The organism is Streptomyces sp. NPDC020801 (genome assembly GCF_044334385.1).
In the GTDB taxonomy this organism is placed as follows: domain Bacteria; phylum Actinomycetota; class Actinomycetes; order Streptomycetales; family Streptomycetaceae; genus Streptomyces.
The window spans coordinates 11,497-36,755 of record NZ_JBIRST010000027.1; the positions used below are offsets into that span (position 1 = coordinate 11,497).

At 72.0% G+C, this 25,259-nt stretch carries 20 protein-coding genes and 1 pseudogene; 8 read left to right on the forward strand and 13 right to left on the reverse strand.

The features are described 5' to 3' along the window. Nucleotides 1-36 precede the first annotated feature (36 nt). Both ACH4UM_RS35895 and ACH4UM_RS35900 read right to left on the reverse strand, forming a co-directional pair. Nucleotides 37-2,274 (reverse strand): SpoIIE family protein phosphatase, encoded by a 2,238-nt coding sequence (locus tag ACH4UM_RS35895; protein WP_398188931.1) that lies wholly within the window; start codon nucleotides 2,272-2,274, stop codon nucleotides 37-39. Nucleotides 2,275-2,689: 415 nt separating this feature from the next. Then, nucleotides 2,690-3,679 (reverse strand): aldo/keto reductase, encoded by a 990-nt coding sequence (locus tag ACH4UM_RS35900; protein WP_398188934.1) that lies wholly within the window; start codon nucleotides 3,677-3,679, stop codon nucleotides 2,690-2,692. 348 nt (nucleotides 3,680-4,027) lie between these two features. Here ACH4UM_RS35900 and ACH4UM_RS35905 point away from each other — a divergent pair, with 348 nt between their 5' ends. Next, complete coding sequence (locus tag ACH4UM_RS35905) at nucleotides 4,028-4,468, forward strand: DUF6325 family protein (protein ID WP_398189113.1); 441 nt, start codon at nucleotides 4,028-4,030, stop codon at nucleotides 4,466-4,468. Nucleotides 4,469-4,536: 68 nt separating this feature from the next. Then, nucleotides 4,537-4,890: an SHOCT domain-containing protein gene (locus ACH4UM_RS35910; protein WP_398188937.1), complete on the forward strand. Its 354-nt coding sequence runs from the start codon at nucleotides 4,537-4,539 to the stop codon at nucleotides 4,888-4,890. A gap of 43 nt (nucleotides 4,891-4,933) precedes the next feature. On the opposite strand, the gene ACH4UM_RS35915 is transcribed toward ACH4UM_RS35910, so the two are convergent. Continuing rightward, nucleotides 4,934-5,566, reverse strand: coding sequence for a hypothetical protein (locus ACH4UM_RS35915; protein ID WP_398188940.1), 633 nt, complete (start codon nucleotides 5,564-5,566; stop codon nucleotides 4,934-4,936). 410 nt (nucleotides 5,567-5,976) lie between these two features. Between ACH4UM_RS35915 and ACH4UM_RS35920 the strand changes: the two are divergent. Continuing rightward, a pseudogene (locus tag ACH4UM_RS35920) lies at nucleotides 5,977-6,856 on the forward strand (glycoside hydrolase family 2 TIM barrel-domain containing protein); the annotation flags it as partial. Between the two features lie 116 nt (nucleotides 6,857-6,972). Here ACH4UM_RS35920 and ACH4UM_RS35925 read toward each other — a convergent pair. The 4 genes from ACH4UM_RS35925 to ACH4UM_RS35940 form a co-directional block, all read right to left on the reverse strand. Next, nucleotides 6,973-7,395 (reverse strand): DUF6003 family protein, encoded by a 423-nt coding sequence (locus ACH4UM_RS35925; RefSeq protein WP_398188942.1) that lies wholly within the window; start codon nucleotides 7,393-7,395, stop codon nucleotides 6,973-6,975. A 90-nt stretch (nucleotides 7,396-7,485) separates the two neighbouring features. Next, nucleotides 7,486-8,751, reverse strand: coding sequence for a phosphatidylserine/phosphatidylglycerophosphate/cardiolipin synthase family protein (locus ACH4UM_RS35930; RefSeq protein WP_398188945.1), 1,266 nt, complete (start codon nucleotides 8,749-8,751; stop codon nucleotides 7,486-7,488). Nucleotides 8,752-9,010: 259 nt separating this feature from the next. Further along, nucleotides 9,011-9,376 carry an ArsR/SmtB family transcription factor gene (locus tag ACH4UM_RS35935; RefSeq protein ID WP_398188948.1) on the reverse strand — a complete coding sequence of 122 codons (366 nt, stop codon included), beginning with the start codon at nucleotides 9,374-9,376 and terminating at the stop codon, nucleotides 9,011-9,013. Between the two features lie 208 nt (nucleotides 9,377-9,584). Then, nucleotides 9,585-9,959, reverse strand: a complete 375-nt coding sequence (locus tag ACH4UM_RS35940) for a hypothetical protein (RefSeq protein WP_398188951.1) — start codon at nucleotides 9,957-9,959, stop codon at nucleotides 9,585-9,587. Between the two features lie 273 nt (nucleotides 9,960-10,232). Here ACH4UM_RS35940 and ACH4UM_RS35945 point away from each other — a divergent pair, with 273 nt between their 5' ends. From ACH4UM_RS35945 to pgm, 3 genes are all read left to right on the forward strand, one after another. Beyond that, the gene (locus tag ACH4UM_RS35945; protein WP_398188954.1) at nucleotides 10,233-10,955 is read left to right on the forward strand and encodes a DUF4232 domain-containing protein; all 723 of its coding nucleotides are present in this window, start codon (nucleotides 10,233-10,235) and stop codon (nucleotides 10,953-10,955) included. A 122-nt stretch (nucleotides 10,956-11,077) separates the two neighbouring features. Beyond that, on the forward strand, nucleotides 11,078-11,818 hold the full coding sequence (locus ACH4UM_RS35950; RefSeq protein WP_398188957.1) for a hypothetical protein: 741 nt from the start codon (nucleotides 11,078-11,080) through the stop codon (nucleotides 11,816-11,818). A 182-nt stretch (nucleotides 11,819-12,000) separates the two neighbouring features. Further along, complete coding sequence (pgm, locus tag ACH4UM_RS35955; RefSeq protein ID WP_398188960.1) at nucleotides 12,001-13,641, forward strand: phosphoglucomutase (alpha-D-glucose-1,6-bisphosphate-dependent); 1,641 nt, start codon at nucleotides 12,001-12,003, stop codon at nucleotides 13,639-13,641. A gap of 396 nt (nucleotides 13,642-14,037) precedes the next feature. Here pgm and ACH4UM_RS35960 read toward each other — a convergent pair whose 3' ends face one another. Then, nucleotides 14,038-14,772 carry a dienelactone hydrolase family protein gene (locus tag ACH4UM_RS35960; RefSeq protein WP_398188963.1) on the reverse strand — a complete coding sequence of 245 codons (735 nt, stop codon included), beginning with the start codon at nucleotides 14,770-14,772 and terminating at the stop codon, nucleotides 14,038-14,040. 358 nt (nucleotides 14,773-15,130) lie between these two features. After that, nucleotides 15,131-15,622, reverse strand: coding sequence for a hypothetical protein (locus ACH4UM_RS35965; protein WP_398188966.1), 492 nt, complete (start codon nucleotides 15,620-15,622; stop codon nucleotides 15,131-15,133). Nucleotides 15,623-15,840: 218 nt separating this feature from the next. On the opposite strand from ACH4UM_RS35965, the gene ACH4UM_RS35970 reads away from it, so the two are divergent. Next, nucleotides 15,841-18,183 (forward strand): LPXTG cell wall anchor domain-containing protein, encoded by a 2,343-nt coding sequence (locus tag ACH4UM_RS35970; RefSeq protein ID WP_398188969.1) that lies wholly within the window; start codon nucleotides 15,841-15,843, stop codon nucleotides 18,181-18,183. Between the two features lie 105 nt (nucleotides 18,184-18,288). On the opposite strand, the gene ACH4UM_RS35975 is transcribed toward ACH4UM_RS35970, so the two are convergent. From ACH4UM_RS35975 to ACH4UM_RS35990, 4 genes are all read right to left on the reverse strand, one after another. Next, nucleotides 18,289-19,014 carry an alpha/beta fold hydrolase gene (locus ACH4UM_RS35975; protein ID WP_398188972.1) on the reverse strand — a complete coding sequence of 242 codons (726 nt, stop codon included), beginning with the start codon at nucleotides 19,012-19,014 and terminating at the stop codon, nucleotides 18,289-18,291. Nucleotides 19,015-19,411: 397 nt separating this feature from the next. Next, nucleotides 19,412-20,329 (reverse strand): SGNH/GDSL hydrolase family protein, encoded by a 918-nt coding sequence (locus tag ACH4UM_RS35980; RefSeq protein ID WP_398188974.1) that lies wholly within the window; start codon nucleotides 20,327-20,329, stop codon nucleotides 19,412-19,414. Between the two features lie 142 nt (nucleotides 20,330-20,471). Next, nucleotides 20,472-22,703 carry an ArnT family glycosyltransferase gene (locus ACH4UM_RS35985; RefSeq protein WP_398188977.1) on the reverse strand — a complete coding sequence of 744 codons (2,232 nt, stop codon included), beginning with the start codon at nucleotides 22,701-22,703 and terminating at the stop codon, nucleotides 20,472-20,474. A gap of 579 nt (nucleotides 22,704-23,282) precedes the next feature. Continuing rightward, nucleotides 23,283-24,335: a LysR family transcriptional regulator gene (locus tag ACH4UM_RS35990; protein WP_398188980.1), complete on the reverse strand. Its 1,053-nt coding sequence runs from the start codon at nucleotides 24,333-24,335 to the stop codon at nucleotides 23,283-23,285. A gap of 185 nt (nucleotides 24,336-24,520) precedes the next feature. Between ACH4UM_RS35990 and snpA the strand changes: the two genes are divergently transcribed. Continuing rightward, nucleotides 24,521-25,225 carry a snapalysin gene (snpA, locus tag ACH4UM_RS35995; RefSeq protein ID WP_398188983.1) on the forward strand — a complete coding sequence of 235 codons (705 nt, stop codon included), beginning with the start codon at nucleotides 24,521-24,523 and terminating at the stop codon, nucleotides 25,223-25,225. Nucleotides 25,226-25,259 lie beyond the last annotated feature (34 nt).

Here is a 25,259-nt window from a genome sequence, read left to right on the forward strand (position 1 = left end):
CGGGCGGGCGGTGGCGCACTCCGCGGCCCGGCGCGCTCAGGTGGCGGTGATGACGAGGACCGCCTGGTCGTCCTCGACGTCCCTGCCGCCGGTGAAGTCCCCCACGTCGCCGGTCACCGCGTCGAGGACCTCGGTGGCCGTCGGTTTGCCGGGCGCAGAGGCCAGGGCCTCGGCGAGCCGGTCGTCACCGTACCTCTCGCGGCCGCCGCCACGGCATTCGGTGATGCCGTCGGTGTAGAGCAGCAGGCTCTCGTGCGGGCGCAGCAGGACGCGGCGCGCGGCCAGCTGCGGGTCGGTGCCCAGACCGAGCAGGGCGCCCGGTGCGTCGATCACGTGCACGGTGTGCCGGTGGTCGAGCAGTAGCGGCTCGGTGTGACCGGCGCGGACCAGGTCGACCGCGACGCCGTCCGGTCCGGGGGTCAGACGGCCGTGGACCAGGGTGACGAACCCGGTGTCAAGTCGTTCGGGGCGGTCGTTCAGAGCCTTGTCGACGGCCTCGACCACCTTCACGGGGCCGGGCAGCAGCGGAGAGACGGCGCGGGCGGTGTGCCGGACCAGGGCGGTGGTGGTGGCGGCGAGCGCGCCGCGCCCGCAGACGTCGCCGAGCAGGAACGCCCAGGACCCCTCCCCGGCGGGGAAGACGTCGTAGAAGTCGCCGCCGATGTCCAGGCCCTCGCCCGCCGGGTGGTAGTGGGCGGCGAGCTGCACACCGGGTATCTCGGGCAGGTCGGACAGCAGCAGTCCGGTCTGCAGGTCGCGAGCCAGGGTGACGCGCTGGGTGTACTGACGGGCGTTGCGCGCGGCGGAGGCGGCGCGCCGGGCCAGCTCCTCGGCCAGCGAGACCCGGTGGCCGTCGAAGGCGGGATCGCCGGTGGAGAGCAGGGTGAGCGCCCCGAAGGGCCGTCCCCGGTCGGTGAGCGGTGCGCAGACGTAACCGGTGACACCCAGGTCGCGCCAGGGGCCGGGGCAGGCCGGGGCACGCCGGGCCACCTCCGTCACCCCCGAGGCCAGCACCTGGACGACGGGATCGCCGTCCGTGCCGTGGCCCGGTGCGCCGGCGGCCAGCAGGGCTCGGCCCCGTGGGTCGGCGGCCGCAACGGCCGCCCTCCGGACGTGGCCGGCGTCCACGACGTCGACCGTGGCCAGTGGTGCGAGGGCGGGGACGCACAGGGTGGCCAGGCGGTGCAGCGCCTGCGCCTCGTCCAGATGGGCGGCCAGGGCGGTGCTGGCGGTCAGCAGGAACGTCAGGTCGTCGCGGGCCGCCTTCTCCCGGGCGTCGGCGGCCAGCCGGGCCTGTTCGGCCTGGTGCCGTTCGATGGCCAGGGCGGCGGTGTCGGCGAAGACACCGGCGAGGGCGAGGTCGGCGTCCTGCGGTGCGCGCGGGGTGCGGTGGTACATCGCGAAGGTGCCCAGCACCCGGCCGTCGCGGGAGAGGATCGGTGCGGACCAGGACGCCGCCAGGTGGGCCCGCTCGGCCGGGGCGCGGAAGTCGGCCCACAGCGGGTCGTGGGCGATGTCGGTGACGATCACGTTCTCCCGCCGCCAGGCCGCGGTGCCGCACGAGCCCACGCCCTCGCCGATGGCGATTCCGTCGACCGCCCGGTTGTAGAAGCCGGGCAGGCTGGGCGCCGCGCCGTGGCGCAGATGGCGCCCGTCCGGTGTGGCCAGCAGCACCGAGGCCAGCATGTCGGGCGTGAGCTCCTCGATCGCCCGGCACATGCCGTCCAGCACCTCCTCGAGCGGCGCCTGCCGGGCGATCTGCTCCAGCAGCACCCGGTGTTCGGTGGTGAGCCGCTGCGCCTGCTTGACCCGGGTGGTCTCCACCCCGATCATCCGGACCCCGGCGATGCGGTCGCGTGCGTCCCGGCGGGGCTCGCAGGTGAAGTCGAAGTACGCCTCGCGGGCCCCGGGGCCCTCGCCCAGGACGACACGGGCGTCACGCCCCACGTACGGTTCGCCGCTGCGGTACACGTGGTCGAGCAGCCCGACGAAGCCCTGCGCGGTCGGTTCCGGAAGCAGTTCCCCGAAGGGCAGGCCCGTGCGGGTCTGCTCCGCTGCGCCGAGGGCGGCGAAGAACGCGGGATTGGCCGCTTCCAGCACGTGCCCGGGACCCGTCATCGACGCGAACAGCACCGCGGAACTGCCGAACAGCGTGGAAAGATCGTCAACGGCGTGCGGGGAGAAGCCACCCTGCTCGGGGGGTGGTACGGCTGGAGACGGCTGTTCTGGGCGGCGCTCGGTCGTCATCTCCTCACCCGCTCCCAGGCGGCGCATGGCGTGCGCCTCTGGCACCCATCATCGCGCAGTGCCCCGGCGAAGGCATGCACTGACGATCGAGGGGCGGCAGCGCCCCAGGCGGGGGATCCGGCGGACCGGGGCACCGGGCCGCCGGTGTGCTGCGGTGCGGGGCGGTCAGCGGCGGTGAGCGGCGGGGTGGAGTGGTGTGCGGCGGGGTGGGGGAGTGGTCGGAGTGTTCCTGGTGCACCGGCGTCAGGGCGTGGCACCCGCTCATCCTGACGCACGGGACGCCTCAACCCCCGGGCCGAGACCACGGCCCGCGCGTGCCCCTGGGCCCGTGCCCCCCGCGCCCCCCCGTGCCCCGGGCCCCTGTGCCCCCGTTGCCCCGTGCCCGGGCTCCCGCCCGTCGTCCGCCGGTAGGCGGGGCCGGGACCGCCCGCGGGGGCCGGGCCTAGCGGTTCACTGCCCGCATCCCGGCCGCGTCGTAGCGCTCACCGGCGGCCTGCGGAAGCTCGGCGTCGATCCGGGCCAGGTCGTCCTTGGTCAGTTCGACGTCGACCGCGCCGGCGTTCTGCTCCAGGTAGGTGCGGCGCTTGGTGCCCGGAATCGGGACCAGGTCCTCGCCCTGCGCCAGCACCCAGGCGATCGCCAGCTGCGCCGGTGTCACGTCCTTCTCCGCGGCGATCTCCTTCACCTTCGCCGCGAGCCTGAGGTTCGCCTCGAGGTTGTCACCGGTGAAGCGGGGACCGCCGCGCCGGAAGTCGCCCTCTTCCAGGTCGTCCGGCGAGGAGAACCGGCCCGCCAGGAAGCCGCGGCCCAGGGGCGAGTAGGGCACGAACCCGATGCCGAGCTCCCGGCAGGTGGGCAGCACCTCCGCCTCCGGGTCGCGCGTCCACAGCGAGTACTCGGTCTGCACCGCCGTGACCGGATGCACGGCGTTCGCGCGGCGGATGGTCTCCGGCGCCGCCTCGCTCAGCCCGATGTGGCGCACCTTGCCCTCCGCGACCAGCTCCGCGAGGGCGCCCACGGTCTCCTCTATCGGCACGTTCGGGTCGACGCGGTGCTGGTAGTAGAGGTCGATGTAGTCGGTGCCGAGCCGCTTGAGCGAGCCGTGGATCGAGCTGCGCACGTGGTCGGCCGAGCCGTCCTGCGGTCCTATCGTGCTCATGTCGCCCGGAACGGCTTCGTCCATCCGGTAGTTGAACTTCGTGGCGATCACGTACTCGTCGCGGTGGCCCCTGATCGCGCGGCCGACCAGCGTCTCGTTCGTGAGCGGCCCGTAGAGCTGCGCGGTGTCGATGAAATCGATGCCCAGCTCCAGGGCGCGCCGGATGGTGGCGATGCCCTCTTCCTCGTCGGTGGCGCCGTAAAAGGCGGACATCCCCATGGCCCCGAGGCCGATGGCCGATACCTGGAGGTCTCGCAGCCTGCGCTGTTTCATACCGAGTCCCAGCCTTCCCCTGCAGAGTCGATCTTCGATCCGCCGCACGGCGGTCCGTGACGCGGCCGCCGGCCTTCGTCCGTCCAGCCACTCGTCCAGCCGCGGGATGCCCGCCGGACGGCCATGCTCGGGACGTTAGGTGCTGAAGTGCGCTCCAAGTCAAGGCGAGTCCTTGCGGCGCTCTCGCCCAGAAGTGCGCGGCATACCCTCGCGTGGTGCAATGGGCGTGGCGGGCCGCCGATGTCGCTCGTGCCGCGGGCGCGCCGCCCCAGGGGACCAGGTGGCCGGCCACCGGCCCCTGTACCACCCATCCGCTCCTGAGGAGTGGCCGTGAACGATGTCGAAGAAATGGGTCCCGTCGACTACCTGGTCATCGAGTTCCCCGGCAACGGCATGACGGGCGAGTCCTTCCCCCTCCTGGTCGATCTGGTCGAGCGCGGGATCATCCGGATCATCGACCTCACGTTCGTACGCAAGGACGCCGATGGCTCGGTCACTGCCCTGGAACTGACGGATCTGGGCGACGAGCTCGATCTGTCGGTCTTCGAGGGCGCCTCGGCCGGACTGCTGGACCAGGGCGACCTCGACGAGGCGGGTGCCGCGCTGGAGCCCGGCAACTCCGCGGCGGTCCTGGTGTACGAGAACGTGTGGGCCGCGCCGCTAGCCAGGCAACTGCGGCGCAGCGGGGCCCAGCTCGTCGCGGGCGGCCGCATTCCCGTGCAGGCCCTGCTGGCCTCGCTGGACGCCACCGAGGGGTCGCCGCCGCCCGGTGGCTCCGCGGTCGCGTGAGGCACTGGTCCACGCGGGCCGTGACCGTATCCGCCGTCATCCGTACGCAGTGTGGGAGATGAGAGAGCATGCCCGGACTCATTCGGGGCGTGGCGCGTACCGCCGCAGTGGCCGGCACCGCGACCGCCGTGTCCAACCGTGTGTCACGGCGCCAGGCGGGGCGATGGGCGCAGCAGGACCAAGCGCAGGAGCAGGCCCCGCAACAGGCGCAGCAGCCGGCCGCACCGCCCGCGCCGGCCGCACCGCCCGAGCCGCCTGCGCCGGCCGCACCGCCCACGCCGGCCGCGCCGGCGGCAGCGCCGACCATCGCAGACGACATGTCCAGCAAGATCGATCAGCTCAAGGAACTGGGCGAGCTGAAGGCGCAAGGCGTGCTGACGGACGAGGAGTTCGAGGCCCAGAAGCGCCGGGTCCTCGGCTGAGGGCGACGTAACCGTCCAGGACTCGCTCGTGCAGCGATGCACTTCAGTAGCGCTGCGCCTTGGCGAGGACCGGGGTCAGCCTGGGCTCGGCCGGCGCCCGGCTGAATGCGACGGGCTGGCCGCTCTGGCCGGGTCCGAGGTTCTCCGCACCGAGGTAGCGGGTCTCGACCACGTGGCCGTCCGGGTCCTTGAAGTCGATCTGCACGGCGTACGACGCCTTCTGGCCCGTCTTGTTGGTGATGGTGACCAGCACGGCGAGCACGCCGCCCGTCTGTGCCTTCGGCAGTCCCTTCATGGCCACCTCGTCGAGGGCGTTGCCCCGGCCCGGCACGTTTTTCAGTTCCTTCTGAGCGGTCGCGGCCGAACGGGCGGTGTCGGCCGACACCGACGCCTCGAACTCCGAGGCGCGGGCTGCCGCCGACGAGGCTGCCGCCGAGGCGGAGGCCCGCGCGGAGGCGACGGCGGAGGTGGCGGACGAGGCGAGCGCCGACGGCGGCGTCCCGGCGAACGAGGCGGTGTCCGGGGTGGCGGGCGTCGAGCGGGCCGACGGCCCGGTGGCCGAACCGCCGCCGTTGCCGCACCCGGACAGCGCACCCGTGGCGACGACGCAGACGACGACGGCCAGGGGGAGGGGGACACACAGCCCGCGCACGCGCGGGGCCAGACACAAAGGCATCACGGTCTCCTCCGGTCGGGGAACGCTTACGCCTCATGATTGATCGCGGGCGCCCGGTGCGCGACTTCGCCGGTGCGTCAGGTGCGTCCAGTACTTCAGGCGTGTCAGGGTGCCCGGCTGCGCCCGGGCCGGTTCCCGCGCCCCCTCCGGTTTCGGCGCCCCTCCGGTTTCGGCGCCCCTCCGGTTTCGGCGCCCCTCCGGCTCCGGTGCCCCTCCGTAGGGAGGTTTTGCATCGTTGGAAGAGGGCCGTAGTCCCTCCCATACGAGACATCCGTTTCCTGGTCCGCCCCAGGGTGCTCTCCCGCTCCACCAGCCGGAATTCCGCGGTGAGTTCACGTCCGCCCGGCTCGCCCCGACCCGACAGACTGCGCAGCAGCGAGGCCACCGCAGTCCGGGCGATGGCCTGTTCACCCCAGTTGATCCGCGACGCCCGGCAGAACCTCGACGGCACCTGGCAGTTCGCCGTGGTCAAGGCGGGCGAACAGCCGCCCGTGGCCCGCGACCTCGGCGAGCGGATCCTCGTCCCGTACCCGGTCGAGTCCCAGCTCCCGGGCATCGAACGCGAGGGCCCCGCCCGCCCGTGGTCGCCCGACGACCCTTCCTGTACGGCCTCAGGGCCGGCGCCGGCAACGACCGGGTCGGCAGCTACTTCGGTCTGTATGACGGCCACCCTCGACCAGGGCTTCCGGCCGGACGGCCTGTACACCGCGCCGAGCGACACAGCGCCCGCGTACGACCTGAGGATGCACAGGAAGATGGGCTTCGACGCCGTCCGCAAGCACATCAGGGTCGAACCCGACCGCTGGTTCCACCGGGCCGGCCGGCCCGGCCTGCTGGTGTGGCAGGACATCCGGCGATGACGGCCGGCGTCACCCCGTCCGCCGCGGCCCGCACCGAGTACGAGCACGAGATGAAGCAGATCATCGACGAGCACATAGCAGCCCGTCGGTCGTCATGTGGGTCGTCTTGAACGAGGCTGGGGCCAGTAAGATGTCGGCCGCATCGCCGACCAGGCCAAGTCGTGGGACCCGACCCGGCTGGTCAACAACATGTTCCGGCCTCAGCCTCGGGGCGGACGGCGGAGCCGGCGACATCATGGACGAGCACGGCTGTCCGGGCCCCACCCTGCCGCCGCATCCGGACGGCCGGCGCGCGCTGGTCACCGGAGAGTACGGCGGTCTCGGCCTTGCGCCCGATGTGCGGCGCCTGAGGGCGGCTCAGGCCGCGCTGATCGACGACGCGTCACGGGCCACCGTGGCCGGGTGCGCCCAGCACCGGTACCGGACATGACACCGGCTGATCGGCCCGGCCGGGCCGATCAGTTCTCTTTGGCGCAGGCGCAGGCGCCGGTCACGCCGGGAGCCGGCCGAGGGCCCGCGGCCCCATCTGCCCGCCCGGCCCCGGCCTCATCCGGCCGCGGCCGCCACGGCCGCGGGGTTCTCGCCGGTCAGTTCCACGACGCGGTTCAGGGGAACGCCGGCCGCCAGTGCCCGTCCGAGCAGCGCTTCCCGGCCCTCGGTGCAGTCGCGGTAGGCGAGGAGCTCCTCTTCCAGGCGCGCGATGGACTCGGGGGCGCCCTGGTGGCGCAGACGGGTCAGTTCCTCCTCGCTCAGCGGAACCGGCAGCCGTTCCGCCCGCTCCGGAATGGCCGATGTCTCCTCGGGCGGCAGCAGCCGCAGTCGAGGAGACGCGGCGGTGACGCCCTGCGCGTCGAGCCACGCCCGCACCGCAGGGGTCTCCATGCACGACAGCGCACCGAGCGCGGCCGGCGGCACACCGAGGGAAGGGGTGGCGTCGTCCAGCAGGAACAGGTAGGCGTCGTCGGTCATCCTCGGTGTCTCCTCGGCGCGTGATCGGGCTGTCTGCCCGTCCCGATACCCCGCCGCGGCCCGATCATGGCGGACGGGTGCGGGGGCCGGTCAGAGAAAGCGGCGGATCGGTGTGACGGCGGCTTCACGCATGCGCTGCACGAGCGAGCGGCCCTTCCAGCGTGTGGGGTCGATCGCCTCGCTCCGTTCGGCGTCGGCGTCGAAGTCCCGGTCGAGCCGGGCGGTGAACTCCTCGTCGAGCACGGCGAGCATGACCTCCTCGTCGTGCTCCATGGAGCGCCTGTTGAAGTTGGTGGAACCGATCAGCGACGCGACACCGTCCACGGTCATGATCTTGGTGTGGAGCATGGTGGGCTGGAACTGGCGGATCACGACTCCCGCGTCGAGCAGTGTCCGGTAGTGGTGCTGGCCCGCGAGGCGGCACGCCCGCTGGTCGGTGTACGGGCCGGGCAGCAGGATCTCCACCGCCACCCCGCGCCGGGCGGTGGCGGCCAGCAGTTCGACGAAGTAGACGTCGGGAGCGAAGTACGCCGTGGACAGACGGAAGCGTCGCTCGGCGGACGTCAGCACCACCCGGATCAGCGTCTGCATGTCCTGCCATCCGAAACTGGCAGACCCGCGGACCACCTGGACGGTGGCCCGGCCCGGCTGTTCATGGCCGGTGAACCGGTCGCACTCGTCGTAGAGCGTGTCATGGCATTCGGCCCAGTTCTGCGCGAAGGCGGCGGCGATGCCGTCGACGGCCGGGCCACGGACCTGGACGTGGGTGTCGCGCCACTCGCCCGGATGGCGCGCGTCGCCGCACCACTCCTCGGCGATGCCGACACCGCCGGTGAAGGCCACGGTCTCGTCGACGACGAGTGCCTTGCGGTGGCAGCGGTGGTTCTGCTTGAGCGGCGACAGCCGTGCGGGCCGGCGGAACCAGGCGACCTGCACCCCGGCGGCATCCATGTCGTCCAGCAGTTCACGCTCGATCTTGTTGGCGCCGAAGCCGTCGAGCAGCAGCCGTACCCGCAGCCCCGCACGGGCCCGGTCGGCGAGGGCCGCCGCGAAGTCACGGGCGATCTCGCCACGCCAGTAGACGAAGGTCATCATGTCCACGGTGTGCCGCGCCGAGCGGATCGCCTCGAGCATGGCGGGGAAGATGGCGTCGCCGTTGCGCAGGGGTATGAGTTCGTTTCCCTCGGTGGCGGCGATGCCGATGAGCCTCTCCAGCCGTCTTCGCAGGCGCAGCTTGCGATCCTCGGTGGCGGTGAGCGCGCCGGTCGCGACCCCTCCCCGGCCGGCGTCGGGTTCGCTCGGGTGCGTGGGGTGCGTGGGGTGCGTGGGGTGCGTGTCTTGGGTGGCCGGTCGCACGTCCGCCTCCTGATGGTGTGGGCGTTCCCGGGCACTGGGTGCTCGAGAACCGCCTGCGGTCTGGCTGGCCTACGTATACCAAGCCACGCGCCCATCAAGCCTTGTGCTCACCCTGTGCCCCCGCCTCGCTTCCCGGGACGTGGTGCGGGATGCGGCTCGGCTTGCCGCGCCGGATGTGGCGCGGGACGTGATGCCGGATGTGGCGCGGGAGGTGATGCCGGATGCGGCGCCGGATGTGGCGCGGGATGCGGCACGTGCCTCAGCCGCGGCTGCTGGTGGGCACCGGTGGCTGAGGTGCGTCGGTCTGCCTCAGCTCGGCGAGCAGTTCGTTCTGCCCGGCCAGCAACTCGGTGAGGATGCGGCGGGCCGCGCGCAGCAGTTCGGCGACATCGCCTCCGGCGAGGGCGTAGCGGACCGTGGAGCCCTCCCGGATGGACACGACGATGCCCGAACGCCGCAGCACGGCAAGCTGCTGCGACAGGCTGGACGGCTCGATCTCGATGTCGGCCAGCAGGTCCCGCACCGGTACCGGACCGTGCTGCAGCAGTTCCAGGACCCTGATGCGCACGGGGTGACCAAGCATACGGAAGAACTCCGCCTTGGCCTGATAGAGGGGGACCTGCATGAGCGCTCGCTCCCTGCCGCGTCGAGTGATGGTCTGGATGGTCTCGGGCGAGCGGCGGCACCTCGAAGGCGCCGCCGCGGTGATGCCCTGTCAAGCCGATCCTGATGGCCCGGGGCGGCGCGCATCCGCGTATTGGGATCATGCTGATGTGGTGACTTGAAGAAGTCTTCACATTTTGGGCGCGCGTCGGCCCGGGCTCTGGGAGGCCCTAGATCTCGATCTGTTCCTCGACGCGCTTGAGCTGGTGACGGGCCATCGCCAGGTTCGAGCGGGTCTTGTCGAGAACGAGGTACAGGAACAGGCCGTTGCCGTTGCGGCCGGTGACCAGGCGGATGAGGTGGTACTGGTGCTCGAGCGTGATCAGGATGTCCTCGATCTGGCTCTGCAGGCCCAACTGCTCCATGGTCCGCACCTTGGCGCGGATGACGTCCGTGTTCCCGGCCGCGGCGATCGTCAGGTCCAGATCCTTGCCCCCGCCCAGGGTGCCCAGGGCCATGCCGCTGGTGTAGTCGACGACCGCCGCCCCCAGCGCCCCCTCGACCGCGGTCATCATTTCCTTCAGCGATACTTCCACGCTCGCCACAGCGTCTCCCTCGGTTGTCGGCTGCGGCGGGCCGGCGACTGCCGCCCCGCCCGGTTGATCGACCGTAGGCATGCGATCGCGGCGAGAGGGGCGGGTCTCCAGGAGTGACGTCCGATGATCGAAATATGGTGTCTGGCGATAGTTCGCCGACCGATCTTGTCACCACTGCGTAACCAGTCGGCGAGCACCGGAACCCGTTGACCCTCCCCCCTGTCTCCCACCGCGAAGGCCGGCGACGGACCGGCCCGGTGAACCGCGAAATCGGGGGACCCCATGCAGTACGGAATCGGCATCCGCAAAGCAGCCCTGGCCACGGCCGTGCTCTCGGCCGCACTGGCGGTGACCGGCTGCCAGCCGGGGCAGGACGGGACCGGGGCGGGACAGTCCTCGGGAACACCGGCAACCGCCGGCTCCGCGTCCTCGGCGGGAGCGCCCGGCTCCGCCTCCTCGGCACCGTCCGGCGGCCACGGCACGTCGGCACCGTCCGGCGGCCACGGCACGACGGCGCCGGCCGGGAGCACGCCCGCCGGCTCGGCGGCGCCGAGCCCGTCGCTGAAGACATGTGCGGCGACCGGTCTGAAGGTGGATGCGTATCAGGCGGCCCACCGCCCGGAGGGCACGGGGACCGGGGCGGCGATCGTGGGGTTCACCAACGTCTCCGGACAGCCGTGCATCCTGCGGGGCCATCCCTCGGTCGCCGGAGCCGCCAATGGCTCCCCGCAGCACAACGCGCCCCTGACGGTGACGCCCACGGGCTCCGCCTCGCCGGTGCGCGTCGCACCGGGTGGCAAGGCATGGCTGAAGCTGACCTTCGTCCAGGTCCAGGGAGAGGGCGACGGCTACTGCGTGTCCGGCGCGCAGCCCGTGGTGTATCCGACCCTGGTGATCGGTCTGCCGGGTGCCGGCAAGCACCAGGTTGCCCTGTCGGACGGTGAGTTCGCCGAGTGCGACAACAAGGTGACCGCCACCGCGGTGTCGGCGGCGAAGCCTTCCTGACCAGGGCCGGCGGCCTCCCGGGACGGGCCGGCCCGCAGCAGGCAGCGGGCCGGCCCGGCGGGCAGACCGAAGGACCGGCACCTGCCGTGCCCGCCACCCGCCGGGTACGTCACACTGTGCCCGTGAACGAAGAGGTCAGGGGACTGCACGAGCGGCTCGCACGGATGGAGGAGCTGCTCACCGCGGCCCAGGAACGGCCGGCCGAGCCGGCCTGGCGCCGGCCCACCAGCGGAGAGTCGCGCTGGGCCGTGACTGCGGCGGTGCTCGTCGCGGTCGCACTGCAGTTGCTGCTGCCCGGGCGGCTGGCCTTCCACCCGGTGTGGCTGCTGCCCGCACTGGAGCTGCTCCTGCTTCTCGCGCTCTTCCCCGCCTTCCACACCCGTGCGCCACGGACGACCTCGCTGCTGCGCGTCGGCGGGCTGGCGCTGGCCGCCCTGGTCAGCCTGGCCAACGGCTGGTCGGCGGTGCAGCTGATCAAGGGGCTGGTGCGTGGCACCGAAGGAAGCGACGCCGGGACGCTGCTGATGGCCGCGGCGGCCATCTGGCTGACCAACGTCATCGTCTTCGCCCTGTGGTACTGGGAGTGGGACCGGGGCGGACCGGCCGCCCGCGCCGCCGGGCGGGAGGACTACCCCGACTTCCTCTTCCCGCAGATGCAGAGCAAGGAGCTGACCCAGCCCGACTGGGAGCCGGCCTTCGCCGACTACCTGTACGTCTCCTTCACCAACGCCACGGCCTTCAGCCCCACCGACACCATGCCCCTGTCCCGCTGGGCGAAGCTGCTGATGGCGCTTCAGGCGTCGGTCTCCCTGCTCACCCTGGCCCTGGTGGTCGCCCGGTCGGTGAACATCATCCGGGGGTGAGCTGCCGGGCCCCGGACAGGTGGCTAGGGCCGCCCGGGGCCGCCCGGCGCATCGGTGTCCTGGGCGGGCGTCCCGGCTCGGTGTCCCGGATCGTGCCCCGAGCCGGATTGCGGCTTGCGTCCCTGGTCGGGGGAAGATGAGATCGCGACCGGACGCACGACCGAAGCGGAGGAGTGGGTGCCATGCAGCACGAGCGAGCGGGCAAGCCGGCCGGACCCGAGGACCTGATCGACGTCGCCCGCCTGGTGACGGCGTACTACGCGCTGCACCCCGACCCGGCCGACCCGGGGCAGCGCGTGGCGTTCGGCACGTCCGGACACCGCGGATCGTCCCTGGCGACGGCGTTCAACGAGGACCACATCGCCTCGACCAGCCAGGCCATCTGCGAGTACCGCGCACAGCAGGGCACCGACGGCCCCCTCTTCCTGGGCGCGGACACCCATGCGCTGTCCGAGCCCGCGAAGATCACCGCCCTGGAGGTGTTCGCGGCCAACGACGTCACCGTGCTCATCGACACGGCGGACGGCTACACCCCCACCCCGGCGGTCTCGCACGCCATCCTCACCCACAACCGGGGCCGCACCTCCGGCCTCGCCGACGGCGTGGTCGTGACCCCCTCGCACAACCCGCCCGCCGACGGCGGGTTCAAGTACAACCCGCCGAGCGGTGGCCCGGCAGGCTCGGACGCGACCTCCTGGATCGAGGACCGGGCCAACGAGATCATCGCGGCCGGCCTGAAGGACGTCCGGCGCATCCCCTACACCCACGCGCTCGCCGCGCCCGGCACCGATCGCTACGACTTCCTGGGCTCCTACGTCACGGATCTGCCGAGCGTGCTCGACCTGGACGCGATCCGGACCGCGGGCGTGCGGATCGGCGCCGACCCGCTGGGCGGAGCCTCCGTCGCCTACTGGGGCCGCATCGCCGAGCAGCACCGGCTCGACCTGACCGTGGTCAACCCGCTCACCGATCCGACCTGGCGCTTCATGACGCTGGACTGGGACGGCAAGATCCGCATGGACTGCTCCTCGCCGTATGCGATGGCCTCGCTCATCGAGCAGCGCGACCGGTTCCGGATCGCGACGGGGAACGACGCCGACGCCGACCGGCACGGCATCGTCACCCCCGACGCCGGGCTGATGAACCCCAACCACTATCTCGCCACGGCCATCTCCTACCTCTTCGCCCACCGCACGCAGTGGCCGGCCGAGGCGGGGGTCGGCAAGACGCTGGTGTCGTCCGGAATGATCGACCGGGTCGCCGCCGACCTCGGCCGCCGGCTGGTCGAAGTGCCCGTGGGCTTCAAGTGGTTCGTGGACGGGCTGGTCGACGGATCGCTCGGCTTCGGCGGTGAGGAGTCCGCCGGGGCGTCGTTCCTGCGCCGGGACGGCTCGGTGTGGACCACCGACAAGGACGGCATCATCCTCGCCCTGCTCGCCTCCGAGATCACGGCGGTCACGGACCGGACGCCGTCCGAGCACTACGCCGCGCTCACCGCCCGCTTCGGCGAGCCCGCCTACGCCCGTATCGACGCACCCGCTTCCCGGGAGGAGAAGGCCCGCCTGGCCAAGCTGTCCCCGGCCCAGGTCACCGCCGACACCCTGGCCGGGGAGCCGGTCACCGCGGTGCTCACCGCGGCGCCGGGCAACGGAGCGTCCATCGGCGGCATCAAGGTGACCACCGAGAACGCCTGGTTCGCGGCCCGCCCCTCGGGCACGGAGGACGTCTACAAGATCTACGCGGAGTCGTTCCAGGGCCCCGACCACCTCTGCCAGGTGCAGGACGAGGCCAAGCTCGTGGTGCTGGCCGCACTGGGCGGCTGACACCCCCGGCATTCGCGCCGCGGGTGTCCGGCGCCGCTGGGTGTCCGGCGCCGCGGGTGTCCGGTACGCAGGTGTCCGGTCGGCGGGTGTCCGGCGCCGCGGGCAGCGGCGCGGGGACGCCCGTTGACCGCGCGGGGAAGCGCCTGCGGGGCGCGGTCACCGGGCGTCCCGAGCACGGGCCGCGCGGCTACGGCCACGCCGTCCCGCGCCGTCCCGCGCCCCTCTGCACCGGTCCGAGCCCCTCTGCACCGGCCCGCGCACCGACCAGCGCCGGCCCGTGTCGCTCTGCGTCGGCCGTGTCGGTGAGGGCGGGCTGAGCCTGCCCGCACACCGGCTTCGCAGCATCGCCAGGACTCCGGAGCCGTGCACTTCGGGTTCGGTTTCCGAGCCGGAGCCTCAGCTGTTGGCCAGGGTGCGGCCGAGGAGGGTCAGCAGGCGGTCCCAGTGCCGCTGCAGTGCGGAGGGGTTGAAGGCGTCGGTGTCGGACATGGTGAAGCCGTGGACGGTGCCGGGGTAGATCTCGGAGGTGTAGCCGACACCCGCGGCGTCCAGGGCCTGGTTGAGCTCGCCGAGGGCCTCGGGCGTCATGTCGGTTTCGGCGTGGCCGAGGTGGACCTGGGCGGTGAGCTCGGAGAGGAGGCGGTGCAGGCTGTCGGGCCCGTCGGCGCCCACGGGGCCGTGGAATCCGGCGACGGCGGCCACCTGGCCGGGGTGGGCCGCGGCGGTGCGCATCGCCAGGAGGCCGCCTATGCAGTAGCCGGTCACCGCGACCGGTCCGGCGCCGACCTCGGGCTGGGTGGTGAGGAACCTGAGGTAGGCGTCGGCGTCGCTCAGGACACGTTCGGCGGTGTGCGCCTCGATCAAGGGCATCAGCCGGGCGATGACCGCGGGCCGGACCTCTTCTCCGATGTGCTCGGGAAGTTCGATCAGTGGTGCCGGGCCGTGCCGGTAGAAGAGGTTGGGGACGAGCACGTAGTACCCGTGCCCGGCCAGTTCGCGGGCCATCTCCCGCAGCACGGGCCGGATGCCGAAGCCGTCCGCGTACATCAGCACCCCTGGGTGCCGCTCGCCGTGGTCGGGGAAGGCGGCGAAAGCGTCGGCCTGGCCGTCCGCGGTGGGAATCTGCAGCATCTTGGTGGCATGAATTCTCCTGTCGTGGTTGACGTGTCAAGCCTGTGATCAACACGACGGAGGCGGAGCTCGCGCTGCAGCGCCAGATCCTTGATCGAACAGCGGGCCCGCACCGGCCCGTACGGCGCTCAGAAGAGCACCGGGTCACCAATCCGTGTGTGGCGCAATGCCGTCCCGGTATTCATTGCCGAGCAACATAGCCCGCCGGACGAAGTCGATGCCGGCTCCCCAGTCCAGGTGCCGTTCGCGAAAACGATCCCGGTCAACAACCCGGATCCTGAACCCGGTCGACGCGTTGCCCGTGACGGGGACACCGATCCTGTGGTTGCCCGGCCCTCACCGCACTGCGAAACACGCCCTAACTCCCGTACTGCGCAAGGACGTTCCGCAGGTGGTTGTCGGGGCCGCGCAGGAACAGGGCCAGCAGCTCGTCGGCGGGGTTGCACAGGGGCCACTCCGATTCGTAGAGCTCCTCCGCCTCCCGCAGCCGGTCCAGCTCCTCCTCGTCCAGGTGCTCCTTCGGCAGGGTCACCAGCGGACGTGTCTTCGCGTAGCGGCCGGGCCCGGGAACCGGGGCGCACTTCCAGACCGCACCGAAGGCGCGCACCTGCACCTCGCCCAGGTACCACGCGGACACGGTCATGAACGGGTCGTCGCCCGCCGCATCCGCCGCCTCGTAGGAGGAGAACCGGCCGCGCACCAGCTCCTCGAGCCGGTCGAGCGACGCGGGGGAGAAGTCCCACTCGCCGGGCGACTCCCGCTGCCAGGCCGCGAACGCCTCCCGCTGCCGGGCCAGCCAGCCGTTCAGGCGCGGATTGTCGGACCACTCGGGGCTGTCGATGGTGTCCATGTCCCGGATCCTACGAGTCGCCCCCACCCACGGGGTTCGCGCGGCGCGCCGCGCAACAGTCCCGCACATCGGTCCGGTTGACCGGCGCCACGCCGCAAATACTGTGCGACAGCTGTGACTTGAGGGTCTTAGTGTGTCCTGGGTGTGACGCCATACAGCACGGGGGCCCTTGGCGTCACCCACACGGACCCACCCCACTGGGCTCCCGGGGAGATCGCATGATTCACCCGACACCCCACCGCAGGCGTGCCCGCCTCTGGGCACGCCTGGCCGTCGCCCTCTCGTGCGCCGGCGCAGCCACGCTGACCGGCCTCCCCGGTCTGTCCACCGCGGACGCCGCGGCCAGGCCCAAGCCGGGCGTCCCCTGCGAGCAGCTCTACGACCTCTCCGGGACGCCCGGCACCACCATGCCCTGGGACCAGGATGCCACCCGGCCACCCGGCGACTGGGACGACTACACCTACGTCAACCAGCGCAACGCCATGGACGGCGTGACCCTGCCGGACGACCAGGCGGAGGCGGACAAGATCCTCAACGAGGCCGGCAACGACCCGAAGAAGTGGCCGGAGGGCAACCCCAAGAAGGTCTACGCCTCCTACAAGCGCTACCTCGACGACCACAACGGTGCGAACGAGTACGGCTCGTTCAAGGGCTGGCTCGACGACGCCTACATCGACATGGCCGCCCGCCGCCCGCGCGGCAACGCCTTCGAGAAGAAGGTCGTCAAGGACCTCGGGCTGCTCGGCCCGGACTGGATCTGCCAGGAACCCGTCGAGTACACCGACCCGAAGACCGGAGAGAAGCGTTACCGGATCTACGACGCGGTCAACCACCGGACCAAGGAGTTCGTCGAGATCAAGTCCGGGCCGAACCACGCCGGCGGCCAGGGACCGAAGGACCGGGCCGTCCTCAGTGACCCGAAGTACAAGGACTACCGGCTGCGCGGTGTCTTCGGCCAGCCGCAGAACGACGACACCCGCACGTTCTACAAGAACCTCGCCAAGGACTACGGCGACCTGGGCGGCAAGCCGCGGGTGACGACGTACGAGCACGTCTCGACACCGAGGGCGACGTTCAAGCCCGGCGACTACACCGCGAGATCGACCGAGTTCGCGGTCGGCGGAGCGACCTCGCGCGGTGGTTCGACCGGCATCGTGGGCGGTTCCCGGCCCACTCCCGCCGACATGGCGCGGCAGCTGGCAGCCGTACGCCGCAACGACCCGAACGCAATGCGCGTGCGCACTCCGGGCGGTGTCGACTTCTCCACGCTCGAACTGTCCTACTTCGGCAAGCCGGTCAAGGGCAAGGGCGTCAACTACTCCTTCTCCGCCAACCGGTCGGCGAACGAGGACGCCGGATGGGGAGGGCAGGAGAAGGCCCGTCTCATCTCCGACGCGTTCTTCACCTGGCTCGCGCTGACGCCGGAGAAGTTCTGGGTCAACCTCAACCCGGACCAGCCCGACAAGATCATGGACGCGACGTTCGGGAAGACCGACGCCGGCCGTGTCCTGCTCCAGGCCGACCTGGAGATGAAGCACGACTACGCCAAGGACCTGGACCCGCGCCAGGGCACCGGCAAGCAGCTCGCGGAGGCGATGCGGGCCGCCGGACTGCCCTGCGGCTCCGTCGAGCGCAACTGGATCGTGCCCAAGCCCGCCAAGGTCCGCGCCGACGAGAACGGCATCTACATCCTGGACGCGCCGCTGAGGGTCAACTCCGAGGCGGCCTCGGTGAAGACGCCGACCCCGAACGGCAACTGCGACCTGACCGACGCCCAGCGCACCACCTACCAGACCCTGGTGCGGCAGATCGTCATCCCGGACGTCGAGAAGAAGATCAACACAGCCCCGCAGTACGCGGACCTGCGCCGCGTCTACAGTGCCCGCGTCGCCGCCGAGTACGTCCGTCTGCAGGACCGGCAGCAGGCCACCGACTACCGTTCGATCATCGACAGCGACAATGTCGCCAAGTGGCCGCTGCGCGGCAAGAACGCCTCCTGGACCCCGCGTCAGACGTGGGAGGAGTACGTGAAGTCCTTCACCAAGGGCGACTACAGCTACCCGTGCGGCAACGGCGGGGAGCCGAAGACCTGCGTCCTTGGCGGTGTGGACTTCTCCAAGGCCCCCAAGCGGAACATCAGCCGCACCGAGTTCCGGGCCGAGCACAGGAACCTGCCGAAGTCCACGGACACCTCGGTGACCAGCATGACCGACAGCGCCGACAACAGCACGCTGCTCCTGCTGGGCGGCAACACCGACGGCACGGCCCCCTCCGGCGGCGGTGACGGCGGACAGACGCCGGCCCCGGCTCCCAGCCACACCGCCAAGCCCACCGGAGGGCCTTCCACCCCGGCCACCCACACCCCCGAGCCGGGCGACAGCACCCGTGCCCCGGGCGGGCACGAGCCCTCCACGCCGCCCGGCGGCAACGGCGACGACAACTCAGGCGGCCTCGCCAGCACCGGCGCTCAGGTCCTCACCGTGGCGGGCATCGCCGTGGCCCTCCTGGCCGCCGGCGCCGCTCTCGTGTGGTGGCGACGCCGGCGCACCAGCGGGAGCTGACCGCTGAGCGCGGACCCGGATCAGGAGGCCCCCCGCCCAGGCCAGGGCGGGGGGCCTTCGCCCGGTGAGGACAGCCGCCGTGACGAAGCGCTGGAACCGGTCGGCCTAGAGGCGGAGGGCCTCGGCGGCCGCGAAGCTCTCGGCGGCCAGCCCCGACCGGCCGGCGTCCGGCCGAAGGAGTTCCGCCACGACGCCGGCCGTGGAACGGTGCCAGAGACCCGAGCGGCGCACCATCGCGTGGTCCCCGTTCCGGATCAGCACGGCACCGGCCCGCGCACCCGCCCTCCGGGCCCGTAGGACGTACTCCACGGATGCCGTGGCACTGGTGACCCGGTCCTGGTCGCCATGAAGTACGACGACCCGCACATCCCCGAGATGCCCGGTGGGCTCACCCGGCGGCAGCCAGGGCGCGAGGGCCAGCACGCCTCGCACGCGCGGATGAGCTGCCGCGCGCAGGGCCGCCCTGCCTCCCATGGAATGGCCGACCAGGACGACCGGCACGTCCCGGGCCAGCCGGTCGAGCTCACCCAGCGCACGGAAGGCGTCCTGCACCGGATCACCTTCGTTCCAGCCGCGATGCCGGTACCGCACGTGCCCCAGGAGGACCTCCTCCAGTGACACGGACAGCGCCGCCGCCCGCAGCACGGGGCGCATCCTGAGCGAGGCCAGGTGCCAGGGCCGCGCGGCCTGGAAGCCGTCCGGCCGTCCCCCGTGCAGGGTGAGGACGGCGGCCCGCGCCCGCTCCGGCCGGTGCCGCACCAGGAGCGCCGAAGCCGCCGAATCCCCGTCGTGGCCCCGCATCATCGGCATGACGTCTTTCTCGCAGGACATTCCGCGGCGACACCTCCCGCAGGGAATCCGTGGCCGCGCCCGAATCGGTTTGGTGCGGCCGTCCACGGCAGTCAGGCGTGCGTGAGCGGTGCTGCGCGGGACATGTCCCGCAGCGCGGTGCTCTGCAGTGCGGTGATGCGCTGGACCAGGCAGATCGCCAGGACCGCTGCCGCGAGGTCGAGTGCCTGCGAACACCACGAGGACGGCCGGCGAGGTTCCTCGGGCCTGCTGATCCGCCACCGTGATCACCACGTGCCCGGCCCACGCCGCCCACCAGACGTTCACCAGGACATCGCGCGCTTCCTCGCGCGTCGCCCCGGTGCCGCTCGCCTTCAGGACGTGGCCGGCCCGGAAGGAGGGCCGGCCGCGCGGCACCGGTGACGCTGCCGCCCGTCGCTCAGCCGCGTCCGCGCCCGCTGCCCAGCGACTCCAGTACGGCACGCGCCATGGCTGCCTCACCCCTGGCGTTGGGGTGTGCGGGCGCGGCCGGGGAGGCCGGCTGCAACGGTTCGATCCAGCGGTCCGCGGGGGCCTTGCACATGTCGTGGCCGACAGTGGGCCGGTAGGTGTCGACGTACTGGGCACGGTTCCACGCGGCCACCAGGCGAAGCACGAGGTTCAGCCGCTGCTCGGTGTCCCGTAGATACGGGAAGTCCTGCGAAGCGAACGGCACCGAGGGGAAGCAGCCGCTGCCGTCGTCGGGCAGGAGATCCGGGTAGCCGACTACGACCACCCGGGCGTGCGGCGCCCTGGCGTGCACGGCCCGCAGCACGCGGTCCACCTTCGGTGCGGTCTGCGCGATGTTCACCGTCAACTGGTCGAACCCGGAAGAACTGTAGTAGCGCCGGCACGGGTCTCCCACCGGCTCCTGGGAACCGAGGCGGGCGCAGGTGGCGATGATGGAGCCGAAACCGACGTCGTTGCCACCGATCTGCAGCGTCACCAGATCGGTGTGCCGGTCCAGCGCGTTGAGCTGGGCGTCGTTGGTGCCCTGCGGCTTCCACATGTTCTCGGTCGTCGCCCCGCTGCAGCTGACGTCCTTGAACGCGGTCACAGCCCCCTCCGCCGCGACGATCGAGGGGTAGTTGTGGTCCGAGCGGGCACAGTTGGCGTCCACCTGTTGCGGGATGCCCGGGCCCGAGGTGTACGAGTCGCCGAGGGCCACGTAGCGCGTGGTACGGCCCCCTCCCTCGCCGTGCGCGGCGGCGGGTGCCGTGGAAGCGGCGACGAGGGCGCAACCGCCCAGCGCCGCCCCCACGGTGACCGGCCAGCGGTGCCGTCTCGCCACCTCACCCGGATACATGTCGTTGGCCATGCACATCCTCCCCCTCGCACCGGACAGCGCGCGGCGCCGGCACCGAGTACCGGCGGCCGCACGTTCGACTGGGCTTGTATACCGTTCGGTATGTCCCCAGGGCCAGAGGCCGGAACGACCGGTTGCCGCGACTGTTGTCATCTCATGCGGGGCCGCACCGGTACAGGGTCTGGGCGGCGGCTCCTTGGCCGGCCGGTCCCGGGAGGCCCGGGACCGGGGTGCAGGCGGAGCGGACCCAGTCGGTGATCCGAGTGGTGGACGTCGTCCCGCCGGTGTCCCCGAACAGGGCGCTCATGCCGCCGCCGTCGCCGCCCAGCAGCACGTACCGGAGTCTGCCCGAGTCGACCAGCCACCGGAACTGCTCCTCGGTCGGGAACGGCACCCTGCCGCTGAAGCCGCCGAGCGGCAGGACGCGGGCGCCGGTGGCGAGGATGTACGGGGCCGCGCCGTTCCAGTTGGTGGTGGCGAAGACATACGTGGCCGAGCCCTGGTGTTCCCTGGTGTAGCGCAGCAAGTTCCGCTGGGCCGAGGTGAGTTGGCCGTCCCCGCCCATGGCTCCGAAGCCGCCCGTGGCTCCGGAGCCGCCCGGGCCGCCGCGGCCGGCCTGCCTGCCGCGCGTGGTGCCGCCGTCGCCCCAGGGTAGTTGCCCCGTGTGTCCGGCCGCCCAGGTCACCGAGCCGTGGCCGCGGTTCGTGCCGGACGGGCCGATCGCGCCCATGCCTGAGCTGCCGTGCGAGGGGCTGAAGACCTGCGCGGCCCATGCACCCGGTGCGATCAGCACGGCCGTGAGGGACGCGGCGAGCCCGGCGAGGGCGAGCCGGCCCCCGGACGGAGCGCGACCGCGACGGGCCATGACCAGCGCGGCTGCCAGCAGTCCGACGGCCGTGAGACCGAGCCCGCCCACCGCGGGCGCCAGCCACGGCAGGAACGACGGGAACTCGCCGGCCAGGTGGGCGCTCCACGCCGCGGTCGCCGCCACCGCGCCCGGCAGCGCCCATGCGCGGCGGCCGCCGGCCCGGCAGGCGCGCCACATCAGCGCGATGCCGCCCCCCGTGAGCGCGGCGAGCGAAACCGCGATCACACCCATGTAGTAGGTGTGGCCGCCGACGCTGCCCGCGCTGAAGACCAGGAAGAACGTGGCCAGCCAGGTGCCCCACAGGACGAACCCGGAGCGGATCCGGTCGGTGCGCGGCCTGCCCCGGCGCCACAGCGGACCACACACCGCGGCGACGGCCGCGATCGGGTAGAGCCAGCCGGTCTGCGAGGCCAGCGACGTGCCGAACATCTTCGACCAGCCGTTCTGCTCCCCGCCCCGGCCGCCGGCGAATCCGCCGCCTCCGGCCTGGGGCGCGGCGGCCGTACGGCCGGTCGGGCCGGCCTCCCGCAGCACGCCGCCGCTCGCGCCGCTTGCGCCGCCGGGGCTGAGGACGTGCCGGCCGCCCGCGAACCGACCGTCACCGAACCGGCCGTTCTTGCCCCCGCCCTGCGTCGCGCTCACACTGCCCGTGGAGGCCGCGCTGACGCCGAGCGAGGAGAAGCGGTTCAGGAAGTTGTAGCCCACCACCATGCTGAACGCGGAGTTGTTGGTGGTGCCGTCCACGTAGGGCCGGTCCTGGGCCGGGGTGAGGGTGACGGCCAGCATCCATGAGGCCGAGACGGCCGTCATCACCACGGCGGACACGCCGAGATGCGCCAGCCGCCTGCGCAGCGTGATCGGCGCCGACAGCAGGTACACCGCGCAGAGCGCGGGCAGCACCGCCCATGCTTCCAGCATCTTGGCCTGGAAGCCGAGCCCGACCCACACCCCGGCGAGAATCAGCGGGCGCAGCCGGCCGTCCCGGGCCGCGCGCTGGGTGGCCTCGGCCGCCAGCAGCATGCACAGCGTGAACGCCGGGTCCTCGACCGCAGTGCGGAAGAGCCCCACGGCAACCGGGGTCAGCAGGAACGCCGTGTCGGCGATCAGCGCCGCGGGCACGCCCGCCCAGCGGCGCACCAGCCGGTGCAGGACCAGCAGGCTGCCCACCCCCTCGGCGACCTGCGGAAGGATCAGCGCCCACGGATGGAATCCGAAGATCCGGGCGGAAATCGCCTGCGGCCACAGGAATCCCGGAAGTTTGTCGAGCGTGATGGAGTTTCCGGGATCGAAAGAGCCGTAGAGGAAAGCCTTCCAGCTCCCCGTCATACTGCGGACGGCGCTCGCATAGAAGGCCTGGTACTGACTGTGGTTGATGCCCCATGCGTAGAGCACGGCGGCGAGCACGGTGATGACCAGCAGCGCCGGGCGCGCGTACGCGGGCTGGTCGGCCGGCGACCTCCAGAGCGCGCGACGTTCGGCGCCGATGGGGGTGGTCGGGTCGAGGACTGTCGTAGCCATGCGCAGCAGTCTTCGGCATCGGGCGGCCCCATCGGCGCCGACGCGGCCCGATGCGAGCAAGTTCTGATCCGACTGGGGCCAATCCTTTAACCACGCCGGACTGCTTTTCAAGCGGCGAAGTGCCGCCCATTACCTGCCGTATACACATGTTTCACACAGGAATCTCACGGGTGCCGCACAGATTTCTGTCCTGGTTCCCCAATTGTGTTGCGGAGCGCCGGCCTGTTTCAGTCTTTCGCCGTCGACGTCGATGAGCCGTTCGCGCGGTGTGACGGGTGAGTTCGGGCCACAGGCCTGGACCGCACCGGTTCGGACGCCGCCGTACGGAACGTGGCCCGCGGCCCGGACCGGCTGCGGGCCGCTTCGAGGCGGTCGGTCCGCTCCGGGCCTGGCGCCACGGCACTGCTCCTCGACCGCCGGTCGGACGCCGGGGGTGGGTGCTCGAGCCCGGGCACATGACACCTCGCTCACCCCTCGCGGCCGGCCCGGCCCGGCACGGGCCCAGGCGGCCCGCTGCGGGTGCCGGCGGTGCCCGCCGTGCTCGCCCGCGACCGGAGTCCGTTCCCTGCCGCGACGTGCCTACGCCGGTGTACTCCCGCAGAGCTCCACCCGCGCCGGGAGGTCTCCGCCGTCCCTCCCCGCGCGGGGGCCCTCGTGGGCGACCTGCCCTCCACGTGCGCCCGGGACCCGTGGTGCCCCGGGCACGCCCGAACGCTCCAGCCACTCCCGGTAGGCAGGCGCCTGCCGGGCCGCCTCCCAGTAGGCCTCCTCCAACTCGCCATAGCAATCACCGAGTTCGGCCTCGGTGCGGGCCGCGAGCAACAGCCGTACCCCTATCGGGTCGCCCTGCAGAGGCCGGATGGCCAGGTCGGCGCGAGGGGCCGCGGTGGGCTGACTGACCGTGATCACCTCGCCGGTGGCGGCCAGGGAGTACGCGGTGAGGTAGTCGCCGTGCAGCACCTGCGGTTCAAGGCCGGCCTCCCGCAGCACCCGGCACAGGCCGTCCCATTCGCCGTCGACGGTGGAGTCGATCATCCAGCGGTCGTCGACGAGATCTGCGAGCCGCACCTCGCGCTGCGCCGCCGCCGGATGATCCGCGGCGAGGGACACGAACTGCGGCTCCCGCTCGACCAGTACCCGCACACGGAGCTCGGGAGGGATCCGCAGCGGACTGCCCTCCACCTCGTGCACGAAGGCCACGTCGAGCCGGCCCGAGGCGACCATGCGCAGCAGGAAGTTGGCGGAGACGTCCATCTGGAGCGTGGGCCCGGCCCGGGGCACGCGGGCCCGCAGCCGGCGCAGCCAGCCCGGTATCGCCCGGCTCGCGGTGGCGCCGATGCGCAGCTGGGGCCCGCCCGCGGCCCGGGCCGCCGCCGCCCTCGTCTCGGTGACGAGCGCGGCGAGTTCGGCGACCAGGGGCCTGGCGCGACTGAGCACCGCGTGGCCCAGCGGCGTGGGACGGCAGCCGGTGCGTGCGCGGACGAAGAGCTGACCGCCGAGCGCCTGTTCTATGCGGCGCAACTGGGTGCTCAACGAGGGCTGCGCCATGCCGAGTTCCCGGGACGCCTTGTGCAGGCTGCCGTTGTCGGCGACGGCGCACAGGACGCGCAGGTGCCTCATCTCGAGCTCCATGGGGGGAGCGTAGGGCGGGGCGGGGCACCGCACCAGATGTTCAAATCCCAACGGAATTAGACGAGTCGGCCGCCGATAGCTCCGTGCTATCCCCACTTGCCATCATCCGCCGCCCCTTGAGCTCCCCGAGACTCCTGCGTAACCGATCGTTCACCACCCCACACGAACGAGCAGGAGTCCCCCACATGACGTCGTCCCGTACGACCCCCAAGTCTGCCAAGACCTCCAGGAGACTGCTCTCCCTCGCGCTCGGCCTCGGTCTGGCGTCCGCCGCGGTGGGCACCGCGGTTCCGGCGAGCGCTCAGCCGGCCGGCACCGTCGCGTCCGGCTCCGCCACCGCCGGGTACGCCCGGTACGCGGGCTCGGCCGAGAACGCCGCCGGCAACAGGGCGTTCTTCGACGCCGTGCTGAAGTCGGTCGCCAAGAAGCAGGCCGCCCACCCGAACCTGCAGTCGGTGACCGTCTACTACAACGCCTCCCAGGCACCGAGCTTCCGCTCCCAGATATCGAGCGCCGCCTCCATCTGGAACAGCTCGGTGTCGAACGTCAAGCTCCAGGCGACGTCGGGCAGCGCGGACTTCGGCTACTACGAGGGCAGCGACCCGCGCGGGTCCTACGCCTCCACCGACGGTCACGGCAGTGGCTACATCTTCCTCGACTACGCGCAGAACCAGCAGTACGACTCCATCCGCGTCGCCGCTCACGAGACGGGTCACGTGCTGGGCCTGCCGGACCACTACAGCGGCCCGTGCAGCGAGCTGATGTCCGGCGGCGGCCCCGGCCCGTCCTGCACCAACCGCTATCCGAACGCCAACGAGCGCTACCGCGTCGACCAGTTGTGGGCCAACGGCCTCGCCAAGGCCTTGGAGAAGATGAACAAGGCGCACTGACCCGAGATCTCCGGTCCTCCCCGTCCGCCCCCCA

Bases quoted from the DNA above. Each gene is read 5' to 3' on its own strand.
- ACH4UM_RS35895 (WP_398188931.1), bottom strand. From the start codon at position 2,274: ATGCGCCGCCTGGGAGCGGGTGAGGAGATGACGACCGAGCGCCGCCCA.
- ACH4UM_RS35900 (WP_398188934.1), bottom strand. From the start codon at position 3,679: ATGAAACAGCGCAGGCTGCGAGACCTCCAGGTATCGGCCATCGGCCTC.
- ACH4UM_RS35905 (WP_398189113.1), top strand. From the start codon at position 4,028: ATGGGTCCCGTCGACTACCTGGTCATCGAGTTCCCCGGCAACGGCATG.
- ACH4UM_RS35910 (WP_398188937.1), top strand. From the start codon at position 4,537: ATGCCCGGACTCATTCGGGGCGTGGCGCGTACCGCCGCAGTGGCCGGC.
- ACH4UM_RS35915 (WP_398188940.1), bottom strand. From the start codon at position 5,566: ATGCCTTTGTGTCTGGCCCCGCGCGTGCGCGGGCTGTGTGTCCCCCTC.
- ACH4UM_RS35925 (WP_398188942.1), bottom strand. From the start codon at position 7,395: ATGACCGACGACGCCTACCTGTTCCTGCTGGACGACGCCACCCCTTCC.
- ACH4UM_RS35935 (WP_398188948.1), bottom strand. From the start codon at position 9,376: ATGCAGGTCCCCCTCTATCAGGCCAAGGCGGAGTTCTTCCGTATGCTT.
- ACH4UM_RS35945 (WP_398188954.1), top strand. From the start codon at position 10,233: ATGCAGTACGGAATCGGCATCCGCAAAGCAGCCCTGGCCACGGCCGTG.
- pgm (WP_398188960.1), top strand. From the start codon at position 12,001: ATGCAGCACGAGCGAGCGGGCAAGCCGGCCGGACCCGAGGACCTGATC.
- ACH4UM_RS35960 (WP_398188963.1), bottom strand. From the start codon at position 14,772: ATGCTGCAGATTCCCACCGCGGACGGCCAGGCCGACGCTTTCGCCGCC.
- ACH4UM_RS35965 (WP_398188966.1), bottom strand. From the start codon at position 15,622: ATGGACACCATCGACAGCCCCGAGTGGTCCGACAATCCGCGCCTGAAC.
- ACH4UM_RS35970 (WP_398188969.1), top strand. From the start codon at position 15,841: ATGATTCACCCGACACCCCACCGCAGGCGTGCCCGCCTCTGGGCACGC.
- ACH4UM_RS35975 (WP_398188972.1), bottom strand. From the start codon at position 19,014: ATGTCCTGCGAGAAAGACGTCATGCCGATGATGCGGGGCCACGACGGG.
- ACH4UM_RS35980 (WP_398188974.1), bottom strand. From the start codon at position 20,329: ATGGCCAACGACATGTATCCGGGTGAGGTGGCGAGACGGCACCGCTGG.
- ACH4UM_RS35985 (WP_398188977.1), bottom strand. From the start codon at position 22,703: ATGGCTACGACAGTCCTCGACCCGACCACCCCCATCGGCGCCGAACGT.
- ACH4UM_RS35990 (WP_398188980.1), bottom strand. From the start codon at position 24,335: ATGGAGCTCGAGATGAGGCACCTGCGCGTCCTGTGCGCCGTCGCCGAC.
- snpA (WP_398188983.1), top strand. From the start codon at position 24,521: ATGACGTCGTCCCGTACGACCCCCAAGTCTGCCAAGACCTCCAGGAGA.